Genomic DNA, 25,786 nt, shown 5'->3' on the forward strand with positions numbered 1-25,786 from the left:
CCGTGGGGTAAGATTGCGAACGCCCCGTGAGGCGACAGCCCAAGTTTCGCATGTATCCGCGGTCACAAGGAAACATGCCATGGCATCGCCCCACTCTATTTCTTCCAAACAACTCCTGCGTCTGATCGGCACTCCGAATGCGCCCGTTCTATTCGACGTTTGCCTGAATGACGATTTTGAAGAAGATCCCTATCTGATCCCCGCATCAATCCGGCACCCGGCCACGGATCTTCGGGAGCTTTCGTGCAAGATCTCCGGCCGTTCAACCGTGATTATCTGTCAGAAAGGCAAAAAGCTGAGCCAGGGCGTTGTCTCCTGGTTGCGCAGCGAAGGGCATCAAGCCGAATATCTGGAAGGTGGAATGCAGGCGTGGCGCGACATGGCCGATGCACCACGTTTGCTCGCGGCACGCATTCCTGATCGAATTGGTGGCCATACGCTGTGGGTCACGCGTCACCGACCCAAGATCGACAGAATCGCATGTCCCTGGCTGATACGCAGGTTTGTTGACCCCGACGCCAAGTTCCTGTTTGTGGCACCCGGCGAAGTCGAAAGCGTTGCGACTGCTTTCGGGGCGTCACCTTTTGATATCGAGAACACGTTCTGGAGCCACCGAGGCGACAATTGCACGTTTGACACCATGCTGGATGAATTCGGGCTTCACTCCCCTGCGCTGGACCGGTTGGCGACGGTCATCCGGGCAGCAGACACGAACCGGCACGCGCTTGCGCCTGAAGCGGCCGGATTGTTGGCGGTGTCCGTCGGGCTTTCAAGGCAGTATCGCGATGACCATGAAAACCTGAAAGCCGGGATGAATCTTTACGACGCGATGTATCGCTGGGCGCGCGATGGATTTGACGAAAGCCATGACTGGCCCACCGGGCGAACGTCATGACACCGACACTGGCCGAGATTTTCAAGGTTTTTGGCAGGATCGGTCTGCTGTCTTTCGGCGGTCCTGCGGCTCAGATCTCCTTGATGCATCAGGAATTGGTCGAACGCCGACCCTGGCTGGATGAACAGACTTACCTGCGCGCCCTGTCTCTGTGCATGTTGCTGCCGGGCCCCGAGGCGATGCAGCTGGCAACCTATGCGGGGTGGCGTCTGCGCGGCGTTGCTGGCGGGCTGATTGCCGGCAGCTTGTTCGTTTTACCCGGCGCGTTGGTGATTGCGGTTCTGGTCGCGCTCTATTCAGCATTTGGCGATGTTCCCTTGGTGCAGTCGGCCTTCACGGGCATCAAGGCAACCGTCATCGTCATCGTTTTGCAGGCGCTCCGCAATCTTTCGCGCAAGGCATTGAATGATCGCGAGCATCGAACAATCGCAATTCTGTCGTTCCTGGCCATTTTTCTGCTGAACCTTCCTTTTCCGACGATCATATTCGTTGCCGCAGCCTGGGGCTACGTGACCTTCAAAGGACCCGTAGAAACTCCCACGCGAGAAGGAACACCACATCTGGCGCGGTCTCTGCGAACGATTGCTGTTTGGCTGCCCCTTTGGTTGGGCCCGCTCGTCGCTCTGAGCGTCACAGGCCATCAACTGCTGAGCGATCTGGGGTGGTTTTTTGCCCGACTCGCCGTTGTGACCTTTGGCGGCGCATATGCCGTATTGGCCTATATGACCCAAACGGTTGTCGACCAGTACCACTGGATCAGCACGGATCAGATGATCGATGGGCTGGGGCTGGCGGAAACGACTCCGGGGCCGCTCATACTTGTCACCCAGTTTGTCGCCATGCTGACCGGGCAACTGACCGGTGGGTTCACGCTGGCGCTTGCAGCCGGTGCGGTTGCATTGTGGGCGACGTTCGTTCCGTGCTTTCTTTGGATTTTTCTTGCGGCCCCATATCTCGACCGTCTGGCCGCGCGTCCCCGCCTGTCTGCGGCCCTGCATGGAATCACCGCGTCCGTCGTCGGAGTGATTCTCAACCTTTCCGTGTGGTTCGCCCTGAATGTTCTTTTCGAATCGGTGTCTGAAAAATCATGGGGTCCTCTGGCAATCCCCATGCCGCAGATTTCCGCGTTGAATTTTACCGCATTCGGTCTAACTATCCTTGCTGGGGCCTTGATTTTTCGACTGAAATTAGGGATGGGAACCGTGCTTGCCCTGATGTCGATTGCCGGCCTGGCTGCACACAATATCTGATCAATCCGGTCGTACCCGCCCTTTCGTTTCCGAACAAAACCCCTATGCTGAGCATAACCACTTTTGAGGATCACACATGTCGCAAGGCATCGATTATGGAAACCTGATGCACACCGCCATGCGCGGCCTGATCAAAACAGTGCTGAAGGACGTTTCTGAAACCGGTCTACCCGGGGCGCATCACTTTTTCATCACTTTCGACACACGTGAAGATGGTGTGGAAATCGCCGACTGGCTGCGTGAACGCTATCCCGAAGAAATGACCATCGTCATGCAGCACTGGTTCGAGAACCTCGAAGTTGGTGACCTCGGCTTTGGCATCACTTTGAACTTTGGCGATGCCCCGGAACCGCTGTACGTCCCCTATTCCGCAATCAAGACTTTCGTCGATCCTTCCGTTGAATTCGGCCTTCGCTTCGAAAGCCCGGAGGACGAAATCGAAGAAGATCAAATCATCGAAGACGATATCGAAGTCGAAGAAGAAGAAATACATCACGATGCGGATATCGTATCGCTGGACAGCTTTCGGAAATGAACGTTCAAACCCCGCCCGGCGCGGGGTTTATCGTTTCATCAGAAAAGTCTCGACCGATCGTGATTTTTGACCATCTATGAATCGGGAAAACGCGAGGTTCAGCCCGCCTTGGGCAAGCGTGCGGTCGAATTGCTGCAACTCATATCCTCCGTCCTCGTCAATGAACAAAGAAAACACGGTCAGTGTTTCGCCGACGATGCGGCCCCATACAAATGGCTCGCCCTTCATCGGGTCCAGCGGGACTTCGTGACCAAAAACATTGCGCTTCATCGCCGCCGAAAACACATCCGGGCGGTCTGACGGAACAAAATCAATCGAGAACTTCTGTTCCTTTACGCGTCCATCCAGCTTGTATGTCGTCGTCCGCCAACTGACGTTGAAACCGTTCTTGGTCTCGACGATGGAAACGCTCATGTCGCGGGGCGTTGTCGTGCCATCCGCGTCCACGACTTCGGCTGAACCGATATAATCTCCTATGAAAGGTGTGATGTCTGCCGCGCGGGCCGCTGCGCTCAGAACCGACAGCCACAAAGCGCAAACTGCAAGTATCGCGACTGCTTTTTCAAGCGTAAAGCGATGGAAATTTGGCATTTTGTCCTCCATGGCGTCTATTGCTCCATTGTAGCCCAGAGGTGTCCGCAAACAATGCACATTCCCCGCCAACAACGATTAAAGTGACGCACCCCGCGCCTATACCTTTGAAGCCCTTAAGTTTAAGGTGCGCGCAACTGGCCGATTGCGTCACGGCGTGGCTGCGGCTAAACGGCATACAACTGCATACCAAACGGAGTGACCGATGTCTCAAACCCGCACAGAATCCGACAGCTTTGGCCCGCTCGAGGTTCCTGCCGACAAGTATTGGGGCGCCCAAACGCAGCGCTCGATCATGAATTTTCCCATCGGCTGGGAAAAACAGCCGGTCGCCATCGTGCGCGCGCTGGGCGTAATCAAGAAAGCCTGCGCCATGGAAAACAAGGCAACGGGCAAGCTGGACGCAAAGATAGCCGATGCGATCATTCAGGCCGCAGGCGAGGTGATCGAGGGCAAGTTCGACGACAACTTTCCGTTGGTCGTGTGGCAGACGGGTTCGGGCACCCAGTCGAACATGAATGCGAACGAGGTCATCGCCAACCGAGCCATCGAGATTCTGGGCGGCAAGATCGGATCCAAAGACCCGGTACACCCGAATGACCACTGCAACATGGGGCAATCGTCGAACGATACTTTCCCAACCGCCATGCATATCGCAACAGCGATGAGCGTACGCGACGTCCTGCTTCCCGGTCTTGAAAAACTGGCGTCCGGGCTCGAGCAGAAGGCCGAGGAATTCAAGGACATCATCAAGATCGGCCGAACCCATACACAGGACGCGACACCGCTGACACTGGGTCAGGAGTTCAGTGGCTATGCACACCAGATTCGTCAGGGGATCGCACGCGTACATGCGGCGATGCCGGGGATTTATGAACTAGCCCAGGGCGGAACGGCCGTTGGCACCGGCCTGAACACCCAGCACGGCTGGGACAAAGCCGTCGCAGGCCATATGGCCCAGATCACCGACCTGCCCTTCGTGACGGCGCCGAACAAGTTCGAGGCGCTGGCCGCCCATGATGCCATGGTCTTCCTTTCGGGCGCTTTGGCGACGATTGCCGGCAGCTGCTACAAGATTGCAAACGACATTCGTTTCCTGGGCTCCGGGCCTCGTTCCGGCCTGGGTGAGCTGATTCTGCCGGAAAATGAGCCCGGCTCGTCGATCATGCCCGGCAAGGTAAACCCGACGCAGGCCGAAGCGCTGACGCAGGTCGCCGCGCATGTGATGGGCAACAACGCGGCGATGAATTTCGCCGGGTCACAAGGGCATTTCGAATTGAACGTCTACAATCCGATGATGTCCTACAACCTGCTGCAATCGATCCAGCTGTTGGGGGATGCCGCCGACAGCTTTACCGAGCGGATGCTGATTGGCATCAAAGCGAACGAGCCGCGCATCGACAAGCTGATGAAGGAATCGCTGATGCTGGTCACGGCGCTTGCCCCCACCATCGGTTATGACAATGCGACCACAGTTGCGAAAACCGCCCACAAGAACGGTACCACGCTCAAGGAAGAAGCCATCGCGCTGGGCTTTGTGGACGAAGCGACCTTTGATGCCGTCGTCCGCCCCGAACAGATGATCGGCCCAAAAGACTGATGGGCAAGCCGGTCAATCTGAACCGGTATCGAAAGGAAAAAGCGCGGGCCGAAAGAAAGGCCCGCGCCGACCGGAACGCCGTCGCGTTTGGGCGTACAAAAGCTGAAAAAGAAGTCGTGAAACTTCAACAGAAAAAACAAAAGCGCGACCTAGTCGATCATGAGCTGGACGAATGAGCGGCCGTCCTGTCAAACGCTCTTTGACCCTGAAAGGACACCGAACCTCGGTATCACTCGAGGATGAATTCTGGCGTGCTTTTCGCGAGATCGCTCAGGAACAAGGTAAGCCAATCAATGTCTTGGCGGCTGAAATAGATGTGGCTCGCGACCCGGAAACGGGTCTTGCATCGGCCATACGCGTCTTTGTGCTGAACTGGTTCCGAAACCCTGATTGAGACTTGTCACGCCCTCGCCTCGACGTGTAACGTGAGCGGGAACAAAAAGGGTACAACCATGAGCGACACCATTACCGGGCCGGATGGGCAGCAAAGATGCGCATGGTGTCAGGCCGCGCCCGAATTTTTTGAATATCACGACAATGAATGGGGTTACCCTGTCGGCGACGACCAACGGCTGTTTGAAAAACTATGCCTCGAGAGCTTTCAGTCAGGTCTTAGCTGGCGAACGATCCTGAACAAGCGCGAAAACTTTAGGAAGGCGTTTTGCGGGTTTGATTTCAACAGGATGGCCACGTTTTCTGATGCAGATGTGGAACGCCTGCTACAGGATTCCGGGATCATCCGTCATCGCGGAAAAATTGAAGCGGTGATCAACAATGCGCGTTGCGCGCAGGACCTTGTGGCGGCCGAAGGATCTCTGGCGGCCTATGTCTGGCGTTACGAGGCTGAAACGCCTCCGTCTCCGCAAACAGCGTCCACATCGCCCGAGTCGGTGGCCATGTCGAAAGATCTCAAGAAACGGGGATGGAAGTTTGTTGGCCCTACAACCGTGTTTGCGTTCATGCAGGCCATGGGGCTGGTCAATGATCATGCCGAGACCTGCATCGGCAGAAAAAAAGCGGCACAGATGCGCCGCTCTTTCAACAAACCTGCCTGAAAGGTTAGACGGAGGCTTTGAATATCTTATCGATGTTGGCACCCAGGGCCGCGTTGAATTCGGCATCTGACTGCTGTTTTGACAGACCTTCGGTCAAGGCCCGCGAGAAGGATGCAATCATCTTGCCGTTCCGGCCCAGCAGATCACAGGCTTCTTCCGTCGAATAACCGCCCGACAGGGCCACAACGCGCAAGAGCCGCGGGTGGTCAGCCAGCGCGTCATACAAGTTTGCCTTTGTCGGGATCGTCAGCTTCAGCATCACTTCCTGGCCTTCGGCCAGTTGATCGAGGTTCTTGAGAATTTCAGCCTTCAGGATGTCTTCCGCCTCGGCCTTGGTTTCCGAATGGATGTTCACTTCGGGCTCCACGATCGGAACCATACCGGCATCTGTGACTTCGCGGGCGACGTCGAACTGTTGGGCAACCACCGCCGCGATGCCATCGGCATTCGCTTCGTGAATGACCGAGCGCTCCTTGGTTCCGAACACACCATCGGCCTTGGCCAGGGTCTCGGCCAGACCGGGGATCGGTTTCATCATCTGAACGCCATTTGCCTGTTCTTCCAAGCCTTTGTCGATCTTCAGGAAAGGAACGATACCTTTGACCGTCCACAGATAATCGGCAACCTTGCGGCCTTCGATCTCTTCGCCCAGGGTACGTTCGAACAGGATTGCGCCAATCACTTTGTCCTTTGTGAAATCGTCGGCCAGAATGATGCGGGCACGCATCTTCTGGATTTCACCGAACATCTCTTCCTCCGAGCTGTAGTCGGATGCCTCGACACCATACAACGCAAGCGCTTTCGGGGTTGATCCGCCGCTTTGATCCAGTGCCGCGATAAAGCCCGTGCCGTTGATCATCTGCGCGCGCTGTTCTGCTTTGGACATATTGTTTTCCCGTTCAATGATGATTCCGATGTTCTTCCCCGCATACAACAGGGCGTGAACCGATGGTAGGTTGTTAGCGCTCAAACAGGCGTAACCATATGCCATCTTTGGATCGAACCGTCAGGTGAGCGACCGGAAGAGGTGTTTTTCCCGGGATTGTTTCGAACCGGTAGCGGCGCAAAAGCATCGACAGGATCAGCGGCCCTTCGACCATTGCAAACCCGGCCCCGGTGCACACTCGGGGGCCTGCTGAGAACGGGATGTAAGCGTCGCGCTGGCACCGCTTGCCGTTTTCCGTGCCCCAACGGTTGGGATCAAAACCGTCCGGATCGTCCCACAAACGCGCCTGACGGTGCAAATGCCACGGGCTGATCACGATCTGCGCGCCAACCGGTACATCCCGGTTACGGAACCGTTCGGGGCACGTGGTCTCGCGGACCATCATGGGCACCGGAGGATAAAGGCGCAGCGCTTCGCGGAACACATCCCGGCTGATCCGAAGTTTTGAAACAGAGGCAAATGAAGGATCATCCAGAGCAGCGGCCTCCTCTGCAACCTTCTGCTGCCATTCCGGGTAAAGGGCCATCAGGTACAGCGTCCAGGCCAAGGCTGACGCGCTGGTCTCATGCCCGGCAAGAAAAAAGATCGCCACCTGATCAACCATTTCCTCGGGGTCGAAGAACTGCCCGGTTTCGGGATCAGCCGTCGTCATGATCTTGGTCGCAAGATCATCAGGTGCCGTTCCGTCCTTGATGGCCTTTGCGCGTGTTCTGGTCAGTTCGGCAATCAGCGCCCTAATATCCCGCGCGTTTTGTTTGGTCACCCCGGAATGAAACCGGGGCAGCCACTTTGGCAAAGGAACAAAAGCCGCCAGATTCAGCAAAGGTTGCGCGCGTTGATAGGCCCGGAACTTTTCGAACACCTGGCTGGCGATAGCGTTGTCGATAGGAACGGAAAACAGGGTGCGAAATATCACGTCCGCCGCTGCATGGCTTGTCTGTTCTTCGAATTCGAGTTCCCCTCCGACATGAGGCCGCAGCCGTTCCACACACGCCTCGGCGGCGGCCAGCATGGCCGGGAATGTATCCTTCAGACGCCCCCCTTCGAACGCGGGATCGATAATCCGCCGCTGTCGTTTCCAGGTCTCGCCATTGGTCAGAAATACCGAATTGCCAAGCAACGGTCGCAGGCCTTCGCTGATCCTGCCGGATTTGGGAAAATCGTCAGGCCGTTTCTTGAGGACGGTTTGAACCAGATCCGGTTGATTGATCAGGAACGACCGGAAGAACGGAGTTTTGAATTCTGCCATCCACGCGCGATACAGCCGGGCTGGCTGCGCCGACAGCAGGTCTTGTCTGAACAGTTTCACATAGCGCAGCAACGAAACCTTCTCGGGGCGCGGGTCTGGCTTGGGCGGGGTCATGGTCATGGCTGTACCGAGGTGAACTTGGAAACAGGCGTCTCGATGCGGCTGCGCGAAGCCTCACGATCCGCAAACCTTTGCCCCAGCGTCAACGGGCCAGCCGTTATCCGGAAATAATCATAGCTTTCCGGCTTGTCGAAGGCGCAAAGATACTGAAAATGAAGGCGAAAAAACCGCCATCGCAAAGCTTTCCAGCGTTCCGGAAACAAGGTTTGCGAAAAAGCCGCTGACAGGACCAGCGGCCAGCGTTTATCAGCATCGGCCACCCCCGTGACCGCAACCGGATCGCAAAGCGCAAAGGCGCAGCCATCACCGGGGGCCGAGACATCGATCCAGCGGAGCTCGGACCGTGTGGACAGGAAATGCAGATCGGACCGCAAATCGTGTGCCTGGGGCAGAAACGAGACCATGGGAACCACCTGTCCCAAACTGAGAAACGACAGCACCGCGCCTTGCTCGTGCACTTTCGAATTTCGGACCAGCTCGGCCAGAACAGACACCCCCAGATGCGCGCCCGAGCTGTGGCCAACGACCAGCACCTCATCCACATCGGAATTCAACGCGTCTTGGATCGCTTCACGAAACGAAGACAACCTTTCCCGTAGCTCGACCGGCATTTGCCCGCTCAACTGCGCTGAATAGGCGTAATCATGCATCAGGTAATACGCAAACAACCGGTTATCGACCTTGCGAAACCACAGCAGTAACGCGACGGCGATGGCCGCTCCGGGGAATACCCCCCACCAACCAGCCATGGCTATGCACGCCCATGCCAACGCAAGCGCGATCAGCAGCTGAGACACCAACATCGCCACTGGATACAACGCAGCGATCACCGGGCCCTTGCGCAATCGCATCAGACGCCACAACGTACCGGTTGATGTGTAAATCCACGCCGTGCGGGCCAATTGCCAATAGGTCGCCGGGATCGAGACCGACATGCTGTCGCGCACGATGTCGGACCACACCAGAACCTCGAATTCCGTTTCAACAGTCAGCCCATCTTGTTCCGAGTTCACACGCCACCCAAAACGCCCGTCCGTTGTCTTTTGGGATATGGCGATCTCGTACCCCGAGATCCGGGCCTGCTTCTGCGATTCAATGCGATACAGCTCGCGATATCGCCGGGGCGGCATCGGATCATAGCCGGGTATATAGAACACCCGACGTCTGCGCACCTGCGGCTGATTTGTGTGACTGCTCATGCCCTTACCTTCTGATGCGCAGGTTAACGCAGGCTTGAAGCCAAGGTAAGAGGGTCAGTTGATCACCCGAAATTTGCCAGCGCCGGAAAACTCTCCAGCAACCACCAGCTGAAACGGGTGAAAAGCCCGGTTATCAGCATGATGCCCACAAACAGCAACAGCCCGCCCATGATCTTTTCGATCGTGCCCATATACGGTTTGATCCGGTTCATCACGGTCATGGAGCGATTCAGGAACATGGCCGCCAACAGGAACGGAATACCCAAACCCGCAGCGTAAACCCCCAGCAGAAACGTGCCGCGCGCGACCGACGCTTCGTTCGCCGCCAGTGACAGGATCGCTCCCAGTTGAGGCCCAATGCACGGGGTCCAGCCGAATGCAAAAGCCAGGCCAAGGATGTAAGCGCCGAAGACCGACCCACCGGAATCACCGGTTTCAATCCGTGCTTCGCGATCCAGAAAAGGAATCCGGAAGACATTCAGAAAGTGAAGGCCAAAGACGATGACAACGGCACCGGACAACTTGGCGAACAGCACCTGATTTTGCAGCACAAACGCGCCAAAGGCCGATGCGGTAAAGCCAAGCAGCAGAAACACGGTCGACAGGCCCATGACAAAGAACAGCGCCGACATGGTCGCCTTGCGCCGCGCGCGGGCCTCGTCCTGCATCTCATGTATGGTAACGCCACTCATATACGCCAGATAAGGCGGTACGATTGGCAATACGCAAGGCGACAGAAAGCTGATCAGGCCACCCAGCAGCGCGACGAACATGGCGGGCAGCAGTCCCGCGTCTATGATTTCGATTCCGAACATGTTTCTGCACATATGTGATGAAGAGCGATCCGTCACGGGGCCAAACAGTCACATCCTCGTGCTCGAAATCTGGACAATATTACAACTTCACCCTATCCCGAAAATCATGTCAGAGAATACAGATACCCTGGACGCTTTGGGCCTGTTGTGCCCCTTGCCCGTCCTGAAAGCCCGCAAACGACTGAAATCCATGCCGGAGGGTGCCGTTCTGCGGGTGCTGGCCGATGATCCTGCGGCTATCGTGGATGTTCCGCACTTTTGTGCTGAGGCCGGGCATACACTGCTTTCGCAGGACACTGACGGCGCACATCAGATCTATCTGATCCAAAAATCCAGCTGACCTTCGTTGCAGGTCAAAAAAAGGCGGGCCGATCAGCCCGCCTTTTTCATTAACTTCCCAGCGACCACCAACCGCGTCGTTTGGGCTTGGCGGGTACGGGTTCAGGCTCTTCCGCCACGCTTTCAAGCACCGGCTCGGGCGTTGCTTCCGCTGGCCCGGCTTCGGCAGGATCTTCGGTTTCTGCAACGTCAGCGGCTTCTAAGGCTTCCGCAGATTGCTTTTCCGCCTCATCCGCTCCTTCAACCGCTTGTGCCGCATCCACACCGTTTGCAGGTTGCTCTTCCGACGGAGGAGCGTCAGCCTGGGCTTCGGCTGGTTCAGCGGCGTCCTCAACCGGCTCTGCCGCTACCTCGGCGCTTCCGCCCGCGATGCTCTCGCCGGTTTCCTCGGCTGCCGGCTCTTCCGTTGCAGCGTCGGCCGTCGTGGAAGATCGCTCTTCAGGCTGATCCGCAACTTCTTCGGCAACCGCATCTTTCTTGCGACGGCGCGGGGCGCGTTTGCGCTTGGGCTTTGCCGGTTTTTCTTCCTCCGAAGCCTCAGCTTCAGCCGGCTCAGCACTTTCGACGTCAGGCGTATCGCTCTCTGCGTCTTCTTGTGCTGGCGCGTCACCCTCTTCCGCGGCCTGCTCCGGCGCATCGCCATTGCCCGAACCTTTCTTGCGACGACGACGACGGCGCTTGCGCTTGGGCTTTGCCTCTTCTTCGGTCTGAGCGATTTCCTCTTCGGTCTCTTCCGCGTCCGATGAATCGACAAGATCCATCAGCGACGCATCGACAGAAACAACAGGCGCCGTGGCCTCGGGAACAATCCGGCTGGCCGTCTTGAACTTCTCCATCGAGAAGTCCGGGCTGACTAAATGGATATCCCCTTCGATCCTCACTGAAAGCCCATAACGCGCCTCGATCTGCGCAATATGCTCTCGCTTCTGGTTCATCAGGAAGTTGGCGATGCTGACAGGGCAGCGCACCAGGACTTCGCGCGAACGGCGGCGGGTACCTTCTTCTTCGATCTGACGCAGGATCGACAAGGCCATGTTGTCGTCCGAGCGGATCAGACCGGTGCCGTGACAGGCCGGGCACGGCTGTGTCGTTGCCTCGATCATGCCGGGGCGCAGACGCTGACGGCTCATCTCCAGCAGACCAAAACCCGAAATACGACCAACCTGGATGCGGGCGCGGTCCGTTTTCAGTTTGTCTTTCAAACGCTTTTCGACAGCCGAGTTGTTCTTGCGCTCGTCCATGTCGATAAAGTCGATGACGATCAGACCGGCGAGATCGCGCAGGCGCAGCTGACGTGCAACCTCTTCAGCGGCCTCGAGGTTGGTCTTGAGTGCGGTTTCCTCGATCGAACCTTCCTTGGTGGCACGGCCCGAGTTCACGTCGATCGCCACCAGTGCTTCCGTCACGCCGATTACGATATAGCCACCGGATTTCAGCTGTACGGTAGGATTGAACATCCCGGCCAGATAACTTTCCACCTGATAGCGCGCGAACAGAGGCAGCGCATCTTCGTACCGTTTCACGTTCTTGGCGTGTGACGGCATGATCATCTTCATGAAGTCCTTGGCGATGCGGTACCCGCCCTCGCCTTCGACCAAGACTTCGTCGATATCACGGTTGTAAAGATCTCGGATCGACCGTTTGATCAGATCACCTTCTTCATAGATCTTTGCCGGCGCGATGGATTCCAGTGTCAGCGCCCGGATCTGCTCCCACAAACGCTGGAGGTACTCATAGTCGCGTTTGATCTCGGATTTGGTTCGCTTGGCCCCGGCAGTTCGAATGATCAAACCCGCCCCGGTCGGAACATCGATATCCGTTGCGATCTCTTTCAGCTTTTTCCTGTCCGCCGCGTTGGTAATCTTGCGGCTGATGCCACCACCACGTGCGGTATTGGGCATCAGAACACAATACCGTCCTGCCAGCGAAAGATAGGTGGTCAGCGCAGCACCCTTGTTTCCGCGCTCTTCCTTGACAACCTGCACCAGAAGGACCTGACGTACTTTGATGACTTCCTGTATCTTGTAGCGACGCGGGCGCGGTTTGCGCGGCGGACGAATGTCTTCGCTGTCATCATCATCAGCAACCGATTCAATCGATGCGTCTTTTGATGCAGCGTCTGTGCTTTTGGTTTCGTCAACGTCCTCATCAGGGTCTTGTTCATCATCCGCAGCTTCAACAGGTTCTTCTGCTTGCTCCGGCTCGGATTGGGCTTCATCCCCCTCCGTTTGAACGTCTTCAACGGCTTCCAGTGGCTCTTCGGCCTGATCCTCCGCGTCGTCGTCCGACACATCGACAGCCTGTTCAGTGGCTTCCTCGGCAACGTCGTCTAGTGCTGCCTCATCCGATGCGGTTTCGGTTGCTTCTTCAGTGGCCGGCGCGTCATCGTCAACCGGCTCCTCTACCGGAGTTTCAGCGACGACTTCCATCGGCGACGTTCCTTCCGGAACATCAACATCTGCTTCTTCACCCTCGTCCAGATCGATGGTTTCCATGCCGGTTGGTTCGGTCGAAACCTCCATCGTTTCAACCGGATCATCCGATTTCACGTCAGCAGCCTTCGCGCGAGACCGGGTCCGCCGCTTCTTGGATTTGGCCTCCTCAGCCTCATCCCGCGCCTTCATGGCCTCGGCATAGGCGCGCTCTTCCTCCATCAACGCCTCACGGTCGGCGACGGGGATCTGGTAATAATCCGGGTGAATTTCAGAGAATGCCAGGAAGCCATGCCGGTTCCCGCCATAATCCACAAAGGCCGCCTGAAGCGACGGCTCAACCCGCGTTACTTTTGCAAGATAGATGTTGCCGGCAAGCTGGCGTTTGTTTTCGGATTCAAAATCGAACTCCTCGACCTTGTTTCCGTCAACCACCACGACGCGGGTTTCCTCCGCGTGGGTGGCATCGATAAGCATTTTCTTAGCCATTTGTCCTTGGTGCACCGCGCCAAACGCGTTGTCCTGACCTGTCCAGGCGGACAGGCGCTTTTGGGGAGGTGTCTTGTCAGGGCGATATCAGACGGCGCGCGGCAGGGTCTGGCGCTGTGGCCCCCTGCCCGTTCTCTCAATCGTTGCGCGCGCGTCATCGCGGTTCTTCTCCGACAGGCGCGTCTGAACGCAGCCTGCCCATTTATTCCTTTCGCCCAGTGATCCCGGGCTCAGGTACTCCACTGCCCCTTGAGGGGCATAATCGGTCTGCTGAACCGCGAGGTCTTGACCCTCACCAACGGATCAGCAGCGAAACTCAAAGATTCGGGACTTTCAGGCGTCAAAATCGCCCGGCCCGTCCCGACACAATAAAAGCAACCCTGTGGAAAAGACAATGGGCAAACTGCACTCCGCCACCAACCAGCGCAACGGATCCCCTTCATCTGGCCAAAAATATCCCGGGGGAGGCGCCATAGGCGACGGGGGCAGAGCCCCCAAATCGCATCGCTTACAGATAGTCCGAACGCTGAAGGCCGTATTTGGCCATCTTCTCGTTCAGCGTCCGGCGAGGAAGGCAAAGCTCGTCCATGACTGACGCGATAGAGCCTTTGTGCCTGCGCATCGTATTATCAATCAGCATTCGTTCGAAAGCTTCGACATATTCCTTCAGCGGCTTGCCCTCGGTGGTCATCACCGGCTGCATCTCTTCGTGATCGGACATCAACAAAGACGCGATGGTGCCCGAACCACGGCGCGATTGCAGCACCGCCCGTTCGGCAATATTGATCAACTGGCGCACATTGCCGGGCCAAGGGGCCTGCAACAGTTGCGCAGCTTCTTGTGCGCTCACCTGGGGTGCGTCGCAACCGTATTCTTCGGCAAACTGCTCGCTGAGACGGGTGAACAGGGTCAGGATATCTTCGCCCCGCTGCCGCAACGGCGGCATGGTGATGCGCAGCGCGGCCAGGCGATAGAACAGGTCCGGGCGCAGCACGTCTTCCGACGTCTTTCCCGCCTCCTGCAAGTTCGAGATGGCAACGATCCGGGTCTCCGCAGGTGTGCCCTGCTCGTTCATCACGCTCAGCAGCTTGGCCTGCAACGTATCGCTCAACGCTTCCACATCTTCCAGAACCAGCGTGCCGCCACGCGCCTCTTCTATGGCGGGCAGTTGCGCATCTTCGGGCATCATGGGGCCAAACAGACGCTTGGCCAGTGCATCCTCTTCAAGTGCGGCACAGGACACCAGAACAAACTTCTTGCCTGCACGGCTGCCAACGGCATGAAGCGCGTGAGCCACAAGCGTTTTCCCGGTACCGGTTTCACCGTCGATCAACACATGGCCGTCAGCCTGGCCGAGATCCAGAATATCCTCACGCAGCCGCTCCATGACCGGGCTGGCGCCGATCAGCTTGTTCATGATCTGGGTGCCGCCGGACAGCTCGCGCCGCAAGGCGCGGTTGTCCAGAGTCAGACGGCGCGCATTGCTGGCGCGTTTGGCCAGTTCGGACATCCGATCGGGGTTGAACGGTTTTTCAAGGAAGTCGAACGCGCCAACGCGCATCGCTTCAACCGCCATCGGCACGTCGCCGTGCCCGGTGATCATGATCACCGGCAGGGTACTGTCGGCCCCCATCAGCTTTTTCAGAAGCTGAATGCCATCCATTCCGGGCATCTTGATGTCCGAGATCACGATTCCCGGATAATCCGGCCCCAGAACCTTGAGCGCGTCCTCGGCGCTGGCAAAGGTTTCCGTGTCATATCCGGACAAAGCAAGCCATTGGCTGATCGATTGGCGCATGTCCTGTTCGTCATCCACAATGGCGATTTTCATGGCCTGTGCCATAGTCATTCCTCGTTATTCCGCGGCCTCAAGGCCGTCGCTTCCCAGTGCTGGCAACTGCATTTCAAACACCGCGCCACCGTATTGGCCGTTGCGCGCAGTCAGCCGTCCCCCATGGTCGTTCACGATCCCCGACGAGATGGCAAGCCCCAAGCCCACCCCGTCTCCGGGCTGTTTGGTGGTGTAGAACGGCTCGAACAGGTTCTCGATATCCTCGATCCCATGCCCGTTGTCGCGTACCGTCAGTACAGCCGTGTCACCCGCCGCCAAGATTATTTCCACATCCGGCTCTGCCACTGATTTGGTGGCGTCCAGCGCATTGCGCAAGAGGTTGACCATCACCTGCTCGATCCGCATCCGATCCCCCATCACCACCACCGGTTCTTCCGGCAGGATTTGGGTGATCTTTACATGGCGCTGACGCAACTGCGGTTCCATCATCGACAAGGCCGAGGCCAGCGCTTCGCCAAGATTTACAGGTGAAAACGCATCCGCCCCCTTGCGTGCATAGGATTTGAGCTGCCGCGTAATCGCGCCCATCCGCTCGATCAGGCCATCGATGCGACCGAAACTTGCCAGCGCTTCTTCCGGTCGGTTTCGACGCAACAGCAGACGGGCGCCGGCCAGATAGGTTTTCATTGCAGCCAGTGGTTGATTCAGCTCGTGACTGACCGCCGCTGACATCTCACCCAGAGCTGCAAGTTTCGAGCTTTGAGCAAGGGTCTGTTCGGCCAAATCCAACGTCTTTTCAACCCGTTCGCGTTCAGCGATTTCCCGCTGTAGCCTGGCGTTCAATGCGCGAAGCTCTGCCGACTCGCGCTGAAACAGGGTCATGCGCAGCGTCGCGCGTCGGCTCAGCGCGTAGAACGCCAGCGCCAGAAGAATCGCAAAGCCCATGATCTCGAGCGCCAGAACGCTGTTCACTTTCTCGCGGATCGAGGCATAGGTCGTGAATGATGTCATTTGCCAGCCGCGGAACGGGATGCGCGTTTCCAGACGCATCACGGCCTCGCCTTGCAGGTAGGCGTCAGGTGGCAAAGCGGTCCAATCGGTCGTCGCCCGAATGGCCCGCTGGATCGCCCCTTGCGGCGGTTGACGCAGCAGGGCCGCCCCCTCATCCAGACCCCGCCAGCGCGGTTCGGTGGACAGAATGATGGTTCCGGTGCTGTCAGTGACCATCACCGCATCCGAAATGCCGGCCCATGCCTGTTCAAACTTTTGCAGATCAACTTCGACAACGATAACGCCCAGTATTTCCGCGCTGTTTTCAAGCCGGCGGGAATAGACAAAGCTGTATCCGCCGGATTCCTTGGGAATAACGGAAAAGATCGTCGCATTTGACCGGATCGCGTCCACAAAATACGGAATATTCCTGTGCGCCTCGCCCAGCCTGTTCCGATCCGTCGCCGCAACCGTGCGCCCGTCACCATCCAACAGCATCAACGACGCCGCACCGATCTCCTCCACGAACGAAATCAAACGCTGCGTCGATAACGAATAGTCCCTGGATTGCAGCGCCGAAATCAGTGTCGGGTCCCGCGCCAGCAACTGGGGCACAATCGAGTTGCGGCGCAGTTCGCTCAGCAAATTGCCGGAATACAGCGCAAGGCGCAGCTCGGCCCGGTTGCGGGTGGATTCGGTGAACCTGTCGGTCAACAAGCGATTGGTGGTCCAAACCGTTGCGATTGTTGCCACCATCAGAACAAGTACAGCCAGCCGCAGCCGCCACCCCAACGGGGCGCCGCGAAACGGTTTCAGCAGCTTTGACCAGCCTGATCGCACGTCCGAGTTCATGATCAGACGTTACGCGCGGGCGCGCGTGACCTCAAGTCACGCCGCTTCAAACACACCTGACAATGCGCGGAACAGCGCCGCCCCGTCGGTACCGCCATGCCCTTGATCGGCCGCACGCTCGGGATGCGGCATCATACCCAGAACACGACGGTTTTCGGAAAGGATCCCCGCGATATCACCGACCGAGCCGTTGGGGTTCTCGGTATAGGTGAATGCGATCCTGTCCTGATCTCTCAACGCCGCCAGCGTTGCGTCATCCGCGAAATAGTTGCCGTCGTGATGCGCGATCGGAATACCGATCACGTCGCCTGCGTTGTAGCCACCGGTAAAGACGCTATCGCTGGTTTCAACTTTCAGGCCCACAGTCTTGCAGATGTATTTCAGCCCGGCATTGCGCAGCAGCGCCCCCGGCAGGATACCTGTTTCCGTTAGAACCTGAAATCCGTTGCAGATCCCGACCGCATAGCCGCCGCGTTCGGTGTGGTTGACCACGGCCTTGCAAATCGGCGACTGCGCAGCGATTGCACCGCACCGCAGATAGTCACCGTAAGAAAACCCGCCCGGAACGCCCACGATATCGACACCTTCCGGCAGCGCCGCATCTTTGTGCCAAACCATGTCGACCTGAAAACCGGCCTGCTCAAAGGCGACCGCGAGGTCTCGGTCACAGTTTGATCCGGGGAAAACGATTACGGCTGCGCGCATGGCGGGCCCTCCTACGAGACAAAATCGGTGACGACCGCAACACCCGGAGGGGTTGGATCGTCAAAGGCGGCAAGCTCGGCGCTCACCTGGTTGAGAGATATTTTTCGCGTGACCAACGGGCTCAGGTCAATTCCACCGCCCGCGATCAGCGACAACAAAGACGGATAGCGCCAGCTTGGCATTCCGCGTGTGCCAAAGACGGAAAGCTGGCCAGAGTAAAGCACATCCATCGGCAACGCCATCTGGGTGTGATCTCCAGCAGGCATCCCGATCTGCACCATGCGCCCCATTTTGCGCAGGGAACGCATCGCGGAAACGGTCGTAGCTTCGACGCCAAGAGCCTCGATCGCGACGTGGGCACCGCCACCGGTGATATACTTCACCGCCTGGGGCGCATCGCAGGTTGCCGCATTGACCACCGCGTCAGCGCCCAGAGCCTTGGCATAGTTCAGTTTGTCATCCGTGATGTCGACAATTACCACACGTGCGCCAAGCGCCTTGCCCAGCAGCAAAGTGGATATTCCGACACCGCCGCCGCCGAAGACGGCAATCCAATCACCACCCTGAACCTGTGCCCGACCGACCAATGCCTGCCACGACGTCGTCACGCGGCATCCCAAAGCGGCCGCGATGTCCGGCGCGATGCTGTCCGGCAAGGATGTCAGGTTCGCGTCAGCATGGGCCACCGCGACATATTCCGCAAAAGCGCCGTCACAGGTGAACCCCGGCACAACCTGATCCGCGCAGATCGTCTGATGACCCTGCGCACAATCCGGACACCGGCCACAGGCCAGAATGAAAGGCGCAATCACCCGATCCCCGACACGCCACCGGGTGACGCGCGCGCCGACGGAAACCACCTCGCCGCAATACTCGTGCCCTGGCGTCATGGGCAGGATGACGTCCGGGTCCGAACCAGACCACGCGTGCCAGTCAGACCGGCACACGCCGCAGGCCAGCACCCGCACGACCACGCCGTCTTCCGCGGGTGCGGGATCCGGGATCGTCGTTACCTCAAGCGGCTGACGGTAGGTGATCAGACGCGCGGCCCGCATTCCATCAAACCAGTTCGATCTCGTAGCGTTCGATAACAGTGTTGGCCAAAAGCTTTTCGCACATCTCGGTCACATCTGCTTCGGTCGCGCCGTCGGCCAGTTCAAGGTCGATCACCTTGCCCTGACGCACACCTTCGACCTGATCAAAGCCCATTGCGCCCAATGCGTGCCGAACCGCTTCGCCCTGCGGGTCCAGCACCCCGTTCTTGAGCATCACATGAACCCGTGCTTTCATTTTGGCAACTCCACCTGCGGGCCGCAATCCGAGGCCCATTTCGTTGCGCGGGGGATAGCGCGCCAAATGGCTTTCGACAACCCTGTTTGCAAAGCAGTTTGCCGCAGCAATCCAACTATCCGACTTCTTTGGCCAATCCCGGATAATGCGCGTCAATCGCATGGAACGTGCCAGTCAGAACCATCTCGACCGCGACGGCGACCAGCAGGATGGCCATGATCCGGGTCAGGACGTTGATCATTGTCTCACCCAGCAGGCGCGAGATCTGATCCGCGAACAACAATCCCAGCCCCACGATCGCGCAGGCAATCAGGATCGCCGAACCCAGCGTCACGATTTCGGCGCCGTTCGACAGTTGGTGCGAAAAAACGATCGTGATGGCAATCGTGCCCGGCCCTATGGTCAAAGGTATGGCCAGCGGTACGACGGCAAAATTCAGTTTCCGCTCGTGCCCGTCGTCCATCGCGGCCTGATCGCCCGGCGGCCGGCCCTCGGCGTTCAACATCGACATCCCGATTCCGAAGATGATGATCCCTCCGGCAATCCGGAAAGCCGGCACATCAATGCCAAAAACCCCAAGCACCTCTTCCCCGATCACGACAGCAGTCAGCGCAATGACGGTAACCGAGATCATGACAACAACCGCAACATGCCGCCGTTCTGCCGCAGTGCAATTCTTGGTCATGCTCAGAAAAATCGGGATGTTGTAAAGCGGATTGAAGATTGCAAGCACGGCGGCCAGAAACTTCAGAAATACTGTCTGATCAAACAGTTCCGCCATTTGACACCCACCCTGACCCTCTTGTGCCTGTCCGAGGCAAACATGCTGGGGAAACGAGAAACTGTCAATTTCAACCGCCAACGAAAAAGCGCCGCAAACACGGTTGCGGCGCTTTGGCTAGTTTCTGATCCGGCCGTTGCTAGTTGATCAACGTCGGTTTGGTGACATTGTTGCTGGGCAGGACACCCAGTCGGCGTGCAACTTCGGAATAGGCGTCGGTCAAACTGCCCAAATCACGGCGGAACACGTCCTTGTCCAGTTTCTGACCGGTTTCGATATCCCACAGGCGGCAGCTGTCCGGGCTGATCTCGTCAGCAACGATCAGGCGCTGATAATCGCCTTCAAACACGCGGCCGATCTCGATCTTGAAGTCGACCAGACGAATGCCCACCGCCAGCATCACACCGCTCATGAAATCGTTCACGCGCAAGGCAAGGCTGAGGATATCGTCCATGTCCTGCTGGCTGGCCCAGCCGAACGCGGCGATATGTTCTTCGGTGACCAGCGGATCACCCAGCGAATCGTCCTTGTAGCAGTACTCGACGATCGGGCGCGGCAGTTGCGTGCCCTCTGCAATGCCCAGGCGCTTGGACATCGATCCGGCGGCATAGTTGCGCACGATCACTTCCAGCGGAACGATTTCGCAGTTGCGAACCAGCTGTTCACGCATGTTCAGGCGGCGAATGAAGTGGTTCGGAATGCCGATCTGGGTCAGGCCGGTCATGAAGAATTCCGACAGACGGTTGTTGAGCACACCCTTGCCGTCGATCACGTCCTTCTTTTCCGCGTTGAAGGCGGTGGCGTCATCCTTGAAATACTGGACGATGGTGCCCGGTTCGGGGCCTTCGTACAGAATCTTGGCCTTGCCTTCATAGATTTTCTTGCGACGCGCCATAAGCGACCTTTCCACTCTGCACAGAGGGATTGAGTCCCCTCACGTTGGCGTCCTCATAGTCCAAGCACCCATTTCCCGCAAGTTCATGTACCCGAGAGGCTTTGACGCAGCGCAAATCCCTTGCGCATGGGACGTCGTATAGTCATATCATCAGGAAAGAAGACATAACCCAAGAGGTCCTTGCCCTATGACGACGTTCGACGAACGCGAAAACGCCTTTGAAGCCAAGTTTGCCCATGATGAAGAGATGCAATTCAAAGCACAAGCCCGCTGCAACAAGCTTTTGGGTCTGTGGGCTGCTGAAAAACTGGGTAAATCCGGTGCCGACGCCGAAGAATATGCAAAGACGGTCGTGATTTCCGACTTCGAGGAAGCCGGGCACGAAGATGTCGTTCGCAAGGTGTCAGGCGATCTGGGCAACCTGTCCTCGGACGAGGAAATCCGCGCAAAAATGGCCGAGCTTCTGCCGGAAGCCAAGGCACAGGTCCTGAGCGAGACCAACTGAGCCTTCTGCGTCCGACTCATGATCTTCATGAGTTTTATGAATTTGATTTGACGCCTTGGTCATGAGACACGGGGCGTCTCTTTTTTTAACGGCGTTTTGCGCCTTTTCCTGGAACAACCCTATGACAAACACGCTGAGCAAGCTTCTGGAATCCAATGACGCCATTCTGGCCGATGGTGCCACGGGAACGAATCTGTTCAACATGGGCCTGCAATCTGGTGACGCTCCCGAGCTCTGGAACGTGGATGCCCCGGACAAGATCCGGGCTCTGTATCAGGGGTCGGTTGATGCAGGCAGCGACCTGTTCCTGACCAACACGTTCGGCGGCACAGCGGCACGGCTGAAACTGCATGACGCGCACAACCGCGTGGCCGAGCTGAACCGCATCGGCGCCGAGCTGGGGCGCGAAATCGCCGACAAGGCCGGACGACCTGTCGTCGTTGCAGGATCGGTCGGCCCGACTGGTGAAATCATGGAGCCGGTCGGCAGCCTGTCGCACGCGGAAGCCGTGGAAATGTTCCACGAACAGGCGGAAGCGCTGAAGGAAGGTGGGGTGGATGTTCTGTGGGTGGAAACCATCAGCGCCCCCGAAGAGTTTCGCGCCGCCGCCGAAGCCTTTGCCCTGACCGACATGCCCTGGTGCGGCACAATGAGCTTTGACACGGCCGGACGCACGATGATGGGTGTCACCTCGGCCGATCTGGCCCAGCTGGTCGAAACTCTGCCGAATCCCCCCATCGCTTTCGGTGCCAATTGCGGCACCGGCGCGTCCGACATTCTGCGCACGGTGCTTGGCTTTGCAGCGCAAGGGACTGAGCGCCCGCTGATTTCGAAGGGCAATGCAGGCATTCCGAAATACGTGGATGGTCACATCCATTATGACGGCACGCCCGAACTGATGGGGCAGTATGCCGGCATGGCGCGGGATGCGGGCGCGACCATCATTGGCGGGTGCTGCGGAACCATGCCCGACCACCTGCGCAAGATGCGTGAGGCGCTGGATACCACGCCTCGTGGCGAACGCCCGACACTCGATCAGATCACTGATGCGCTGGGTCCGTTCACATCCGCCTCGGACGGGACGGATGACGATGCGGCGCCGGAACGCCGCACACGCCGCCGCCGCCGCGCATGATGCCAGCCTGATCAGCGCCCTTCGAATTTCGGAGGGCGTTTTTCCATGAAGGCCACGACACCTTCGGCAAAATCCCTCGAGCGGCCACATTCGCCTTGCAGGTGCGCCTCGGTCGCAAGCTGCTGTTGCAGAGTGTTTTCATACGTTCCGCGAATGGCTTGCTTGATCGCGCCATAGGCGGCCGTGGGGCCCTTTGCCAGATACTCTGCCCTCTTGCGCCAATGATCGGCGAAAGCGTCATCCGGCACGGCTTCCCAGATCATGCCCCATTCATCCGCCTGCTTTGCCGTGATCTTGTCGGCAAACAAGGCCGCGCCCATTGCTTTGGCCAACCCCATCTGACGGGGCATGAACCATGTTCCCCCAGCATCGGGAAGCAGACCGATACGGGCAAATGCCTGTAGGAAATAGGCGCTTTCGGCGGCAATCACCACATCTGCACAAAGGGCAAGGTTCGCGCCTGCCCCGGCCGCCGGTCCGTTCACCGCGGCAATCGTGGGCACCGGGCAATTGTGGATCGTCTCCAGCATCGGTTCGTATTCATCGCGCAGCGACCGTTCCAGATCGATCTTGCCGGTCGAAGACGCATCGCCCAGATCCTGCCCGGAACAAAACGCAGGGCCCGAACCGGTGATGACGACACAGCGCGCTTTGACCGCTGCATCCTTCATGGCGTGCGTAATCTCTGCCCGCATCTGGGTGGTCAGCGCGTTCATCTTGTCCGGTCTGTTCAGCGTCAGAACCGCCAGACCGTCTGCAATCTCCAGAGCAACCGTTTCGTAATTCATGAAAACCCTCCCGTCGCGCCATGTGTTTTTGCACACTTACTGGCCCGGACGGCACGGGAAAAGCAGAACCACGCGTCAGTCTTCAAGAATTTGACGCAGACGTTCTTTTTCGTCCTCACTCAACGCGGCAGAGTCCACCGAAGCACGGGCCTTGGCCCGGGTACGGAGAAAGTTCCACCCAACCGCGGCAGCGATCAACAGCATGATTGGCCCGGCCAGCCACAACAACAGGTTCGAGCCGCTGGCAGTCGGTTTCAGAAGTACGTATTCGCCATACCGATCAACGATAAACGCGATCGCCTGTTCGTCCGTATCCCCAGCCACCAACCGTTCCCGCAACAACACGCGCAGATCGCGCGCGAGATCCGCGTTGCTTTCGTCGATGCTCTCATTGCGGCATACAAGACAACGCAGTCCGGCGCTGAGATCCCGCGCCCGCTGTTCCAGTACCGGGTCATCCAGAACCTCGTCAGGCTGCACCGCAAAGACGGGTGTTGCGAGCATCATCACAATCAGAACAAGGCGTTTCATTCCGCAGGTACTCCGCCGACCGGGGTTTTTCTTGCGCCTGCGGCCACACGGAAGCGCCTGTCACACAGGCTCAGAACACCGCCAAGCGCCATCAGGATACAGCCGCCCCAGATCCAGTTTGCAAGCGGCTTGATATAGGTTCGCATCACCCAGCCACCATCTGCCTGTTGATCGCCGATCACGACGTAAAGGTCCCCGAGGAAACGATAATCGATCGCCGCTTCGGTCGTGGGCATCCGCGCAACGGGGTAGTCCCGTTTTTCCGGGTGCAATGTCCCGATCGGACGACCATTCTTTTCAACCAGAACATCCGCCGTGGTCGAAAAATAGTTCGGCCCCTCGACCCGACGGACATCTTGCAGCGTCAGCGTGAACTGTCCCACTTCGAAAGGTTGGTTGGGTTGGGCGACGCGAATATCCTCGTCCTCCCATGCAGTCAGGCCTGCAATGGCAAAGATGGTAACACCCAGCCCGGTATGAGCGACGGCTTTACCCCAATCCGCACCGGGCAGGCGGAACAAGCGTTTCAGGCTGCCCTTGCGCCCCGTACGGCTCCACAAATCAACGATGGCGCCAAATGTAATCCAAGCCCCAAGGAACAGACCCACCGGCCCCAAAGCGCTGCGGCCGGTCTGCATCGCCCAAACCAGCAGGGCAATCGCCAGGGCCAGACCAAAGGCATAGCGCAGCGACCAGGCCGTTTTTCCAATCCGCCCGCGTTTCCACGGCAACATGGCCCCGATGGGAAGGATCAATCCCAGCAAAACCATGAATGGGGAGAATGCAGCGTTGAAAAACGGCGCCCCGACCGAGAGTTTGCGATCAAACATCATCTCGGCCACCATCGGCCACATGGTTCCGACAAAGACCACGAAACAACTGACCGCCAGCAGGACGTTGTTTACGATCAGCGCGCTTTCGCGGCTGACCATGCCGAAAACACCCTTGGCCTCCATCGCCTGCGCCCGCGCGGCAAACAAAGTCAGCGCCCCGCCGATGAAAACCACCAGAATGAACAGGATGAACACCCCGCGTTCCGGGTCATTGGCAAAGGCGTGAACCGAGGTCAGCAACCCCGAACGTACGATGAATGTTCCGATCAGCGAAAACCCGAAGGCAATGATTGCCAGCAGGATGGTCCAGCTTTTCAGCGCCTCGCGCTTTTCAACAACGATTGCCGAATGCAGCAGCGCTGCCGCCAGGAGCCACGGCATGAATGAAGCGTTCTCAACCGGATCCCAGAACCAGAAACCGCCCCAGCCCAGCTCGTAATAGGCCCACCAGGACCCCAGCGCGATGCCGATTGTCAAAAACACCCAGGCCGCCAGCGTCCATGGGCGAACCCAGCGGCCCCACGCCGCATCGATACGCCCTTCGATCAGCGCGGCGATGGCAAAACTGAACGCCATGCTCAGCCCCACATAGCCAAGATACAGAAATGGCGGATGGAAGGCCAAACCGGGATCCTGCAACAGCGGGTTCAGATCCCGCCCGTCAAACGGCGCAATTGCCAGCCGGTCAAACGGGTTCGAGGTAAACAGAATGAAAGCAAAAAACGCCACGGCAATGGCAGATTGTACCGCAAGCACACGCGCCTTCAGGCTTGGGGGCAACCCGCCCCCAAAGAACGCCGCCATCGCTCCGAACAGCGTGACAATCAGCACCCAGAGCAGCATCGATCCTTCGTGGTTTCCCCACGTCCCGCTGATCTTGTAGATCATCGGCTTGGCCGAATGACTGTTTTCGACCACGATCCGCAGCGAAAAGTCCGACACGATGAATGCCCAGATCAGCGCACCGAAGGAAAATGCAGTCAGCAGAAACTGGACGATGGCAGCAGGCTCGGCAAAAGCCATCCAGCCGGTCCAGTTTTTTGACGCACCGATCAGAGGCACCACGCTTTGCACGATGGCGACGAAAAAGGCGAGAATGAGGGCGAAGTGGCCAAGCTCTGTAATCATGCCCCGGAATATACTGCGAGGCCGAACCGGGAGCCATTAACTTTCG

26 protein-coding genes are annotated in these 25,786 nt (G+C 58.1%); 10 read left to right on the forward strand and 16 right to left on the reverse strand.

From position 1 onward, the window contains the following. Window positions 1-79: 79 nt before the first annotated feature. From GS612_RS07400 to GS612_RS07410, 3 genes are all read left to right on the forward strand, one after another. Window positions 80-895 carry a sulfurtransferase/chromate resistance protein gene (locus GS612_RS07400; RefSeq protein WP_171639538.1) on the forward strand — a complete coding sequence of 272 codons (816 nt, stop codon included), beginning with the start codon at window positions 80-82 and terminating at the stop codon, window positions 893-895. Next, the gene (gene chrA, locus GS612_RS07405; protein WP_171639539.1) at window positions 892-2,145 is read left to right on the forward strand and encodes a chromate efflux transporter; all 1,254 of its coding nucleotides are present in this window, start codon (window positions 892-894) and stop codon (window positions 2,143-2,145) included. Before GS612_RS07400 ends, chrA begins: the two co-directional genes overlap by 4 nt. Window positions 2,146-2,221: 76 nt before the next feature. Then, window positions 2,222-2,680, forward strand: a complete 459-nt coding sequence (locus tag GS612_RS07410) for an SspB family protein (RefSeq protein WP_171168262.1) — start codon at window positions 2,222-2,224, stop codon at window positions 2,678-2,680. A gap of 27 nt (window positions 2,681-2,707) precedes the next feature. Here the strand turns inward: GS612_RS07410 and GS612_RS07415 are convergent, their stop codons facing one another. Further along, a complete protein-coding gene (locus GS612_RS07415) occupies window positions 2,708-3,271 on the reverse strand; it encodes a hypothetical protein (protein ID WP_171168264.1) in 564 nt (187 codons plus the stop codon). 205 nt (window positions 3,272-3,476) lie between these two features. Between GS612_RS07415 and fumC the strand changes: the two genes are divergently transcribed. From fumC to GS612_RS07435, 4 genes are read left to right on the forward strand one after another with little or no spacing between them, the layout of a single operon-like run. Further along, entirely contained in the window at window positions 3,477-4,871 is a 1,395-nt protein-coding gene (fumC, locus tag GS612_RS07420) for a class II fumarate hydratase (RefSeq protein WP_171228710.1), read from the forward strand. Then, complete coding sequence (locus GS612_RS07425; protein WP_171639540.1) at window positions 4,871-5,047, forward strand: DUF4169 family protein; 177 nt, start codon at window positions 4,871-4,873, stop codon at window positions 5,045-5,047. The genes fumC and GS612_RS07425 overlap by 1 nt, the downstream gene beginning before the upstream one ends. After that, the gene (locus tag GS612_RS07430) at window positions 5,044-5,265 is read left to right on the forward strand and encodes a ribbon-helix-helix domain-containing protein (RefSeq protein WP_152457905.1); all 222 of its coding nucleotides are present in this window, start codon (window positions 5,044-5,046) and stop codon (window positions 5,263-5,265) included. The genes GS612_RS07425 and GS612_RS07430 overlap by 4 nt, the downstream gene beginning before the upstream one ends. Window positions 5,266-5,323: 58 nt before the next feature. Further along, window positions 5,324-5,926, forward strand: a complete 603-nt coding sequence (locus GS612_RS07435; RefSeq protein ID WP_171639541.1) for a DNA-3-methyladenine glycosylase I — start codon at window positions 5,324-5,326, stop codon at window positions 5,924-5,926. Between the two features lie 4 nt (window positions 5,927-5,930). On the opposite strand, the gene GS612_RS07440 is transcribed toward GS612_RS07435, so the two are convergent. From GS612_RS07440 to GS612_RS07455, 4 genes are all read right to left on the reverse strand, one after another. Then, complete coding sequence (locus GS612_RS07440) at window positions 5,931-6,812, reverse strand: fructose bisphosphate aldolase (RefSeq protein ID WP_171639542.1); 882 nt, start codon at window positions 6,810-6,812, stop codon at window positions 5,931-5,933. A gap of 73 nt (window positions 6,813-6,885) precedes the next feature. Then, complete coding sequence (locus GS612_RS07445; protein WP_171639995.1) at window positions 6,886-8,235, reverse strand: cytochrome P450; 1,350 nt, start codon at window positions 8,233-8,235, stop codon at window positions 6,886-6,888. 2 nt (window positions 8,236-8,237) lie between these two features. Next, window positions 8,238-9,440: a hypothetical protein gene (locus tag GS612_RS07450; RefSeq protein WP_171639543.1), complete on the reverse strand. Its 1,203-nt coding sequence runs from the start codon at window positions 9,438-9,440 to the stop codon at window positions 8,238-8,240. Window positions 9,441-9,502: 62 nt separating this feature from the next. After that, window positions 9,503-10,255, reverse strand: a complete 753-nt coding sequence (locus tag GS612_RS07455) for a cytochrome c biogenesis CcdA family protein (RefSeq protein WP_171639544.1) — start codon at window positions 10,253-10,255, stop codon at window positions 9,503-9,505. Between the two features lie 106 nt (window positions 10,256-10,361). Between GS612_RS07455 and GS612_RS07460 the strand changes: the two genes are divergently transcribed. Next, a complete protein-coding gene (locus GS612_RS07460; RefSeq protein WP_171228703.1) occupies window positions 10,362-10,595 on the forward strand; it encodes a sulfurtransferase TusA family protein in 234 nt (77 codons plus the stop codon). Window positions 10,596-10,644: 49 nt separating this feature from the next. Here GS612_RS07460 and GS612_RS07465 read toward each other — a convergent pair whose 3' ends face one another. The 8 genes from GS612_RS07465 to purC all read right to left on the reverse strand — a co-directional run bounded on the left by GS612_RS07465 (window position 10,645) and on the right by purC (window position 20,820). Next, complete coding sequence (locus tag GS612_RS07465; protein WP_171639545.1) at window positions 10,645-13,515, reverse strand: ribonuclease E/G; 2,871 nt, start codon at window positions 13,513-13,515, stop codon at window positions 10,645-10,647. A 508-nt stretch (window positions 13,516-14,023) separates the two neighbouring features. Beyond that, window positions 14,024-15,358 carry a sigma-54 dependent transcriptional regulator gene (locus tag GS612_RS07470; protein ID WP_050603452.1) on the reverse strand — a complete coding sequence of 445 codons (1,335 nt, stop codon included), beginning with the start codon at window positions 15,356-15,358 and terminating at the stop codon, window positions 14,024-14,026. 12 nt (window positions 15,359-15,370) lie between these two features. Further along, on the reverse strand, window positions 15,371-17,053 hold the full coding sequence (locus tag GS612_RS07475; RefSeq protein WP_371809329.1) for an ATP-binding protein: 1,683 nt from the start codon (window positions 17,051-17,053) through the stop codon (window positions 15,371-15,373). Window positions 17,054-17,185: 132 nt separating this feature from the next. After that, a complete protein-coding gene (purQ, locus tag GS612_RS07480) occupies window positions 17,186-17,854 on the reverse strand; it encodes a phosphoribosylformylglycinamidine synthase subunit PurQ (protein WP_171639546.1) in 669 nt (222 codons plus the stop codon). An 11-nt stretch (window positions 17,855-17,865) separates the two neighbouring features. Continuing rightward, complete coding sequence (locus GS612_RS07485; protein ID WP_171639547.1) at window positions 17,866-18,909, reverse strand: zinc-dependent alcohol dehydrogenase family protein; 1,044 nt, start codon at window positions 18,907-18,909, stop codon at window positions 17,866-17,868. Between the two features lie 4 nt (window positions 18,910-18,913). Further along, complete coding sequence (purS, locus tag GS612_RS07490) at window positions 18,914-19,144, reverse strand: phosphoribosylformylglycinamidine synthase subunit PurS (RefSeq protein WP_117872765.1); 231 nt, start codon at window positions 19,142-19,144, stop codon at window positions 18,914-18,916. Between the two features lie 115 nt (window positions 19,145-19,259). Next, window positions 19,260-19,925: a MarC family protein gene (locus GS612_RS07495; RefSeq protein ID WP_171639548.1), complete on the reverse strand. Its 666-nt coding sequence runs from the start codon at window positions 19,923-19,925 to the stop codon at window positions 19,260-19,262. Between the two features lie 139 nt (window positions 19,926-20,064). Further along, window positions 20,065-20,820, reverse strand: a complete 756-nt coding sequence (gene purC, locus GS612_RS07500) for a phosphoribosylaminoimidazolesuccinocarboxamide synthase (protein WP_117869044.1) — start codon at window positions 20,818-20,820, stop codon at window positions 20,065-20,067. 187 nt (window positions 20,821-21,007) lie between these two features. On the opposite strand from purC, the gene GS612_RS07505 reads away from it, so the two are divergent. Both GS612_RS07505 and bmt read left to right on the forward strand, forming a co-directional pair. Beyond that, window positions 21,008-21,325 carry a DUF1476 domain-containing protein gene (locus GS612_RS07505; RefSeq protein WP_152457893.1) on the forward strand — a complete coding sequence of 106 codons (318 nt, stop codon included), beginning with the start codon at window positions 21,008-21,010 and terminating at the stop codon, window positions 21,323-21,325. Window positions 21,326-21,446: 121 nt separating this feature from the next. Further along, a complete protein-coding gene (gene bmt, locus GS612_RS07510; protein WP_171639549.1) occupies window positions 21,447-22,460 on the forward strand; it encodes a betaine--homocysteine S-methyltransferase in 1,014 nt (337 codons plus the stop codon). An 11-nt stretch (window positions 22,461-22,471) separates the two neighbouring features. Here the strand turns inward: bmt and GS612_RS07515 are convergent, their stop codons facing one another. From GS612_RS07515 to GS612_RS07525, 3 genes are all read right to left on the reverse strand, one after another. After that, on the reverse strand, window positions 22,472-23,248 hold the full coding sequence (locus GS612_RS07515) for an enoyl-CoA hydratase-related protein (RefSeq protein WP_171639550.1): 777 nt from the start codon (window positions 23,246-23,248) through the stop codon (window positions 22,472-22,474). Window positions 23,249-23,323: 75 nt separating this feature from the next. Continuing rightward, window positions 23,324-23,779 carry a cytochrome c-type biogenesis protein gene (locus GS612_RS07520; RefSeq protein ID WP_171639551.1) on the reverse strand — a complete coding sequence of 152 codons (456 nt, stop codon included), beginning with the start codon at window positions 23,777-23,779 and terminating at the stop codon, window positions 23,324-23,326. Further along, window positions 23,776-25,740: a heme lyase CcmF/NrfE family subunit gene (locus GS612_RS07525; RefSeq protein WP_171639552.1), complete on the reverse strand. Its 1,965-nt coding sequence runs from the start codon at window positions 25,738-25,740 to the stop codon at window positions 23,776-23,778. Before GS612_RS07525 ends, GS612_RS07520 begins: the two co-directional genes overlap by 4 nt. Between the last annotated feature and the right edge of the window lie 46 nt (window positions 25,741-25,786).

Origin of the sequence: Ruegeria sp. HKCCD6157 (assembly GCF_013110685.1) — a bacterium.
GTDB lineage: Bacteria > Pseudomonadota > Alphaproteobacteria > Rhodobacterales > Rhodobacteraceae > Ruegeria.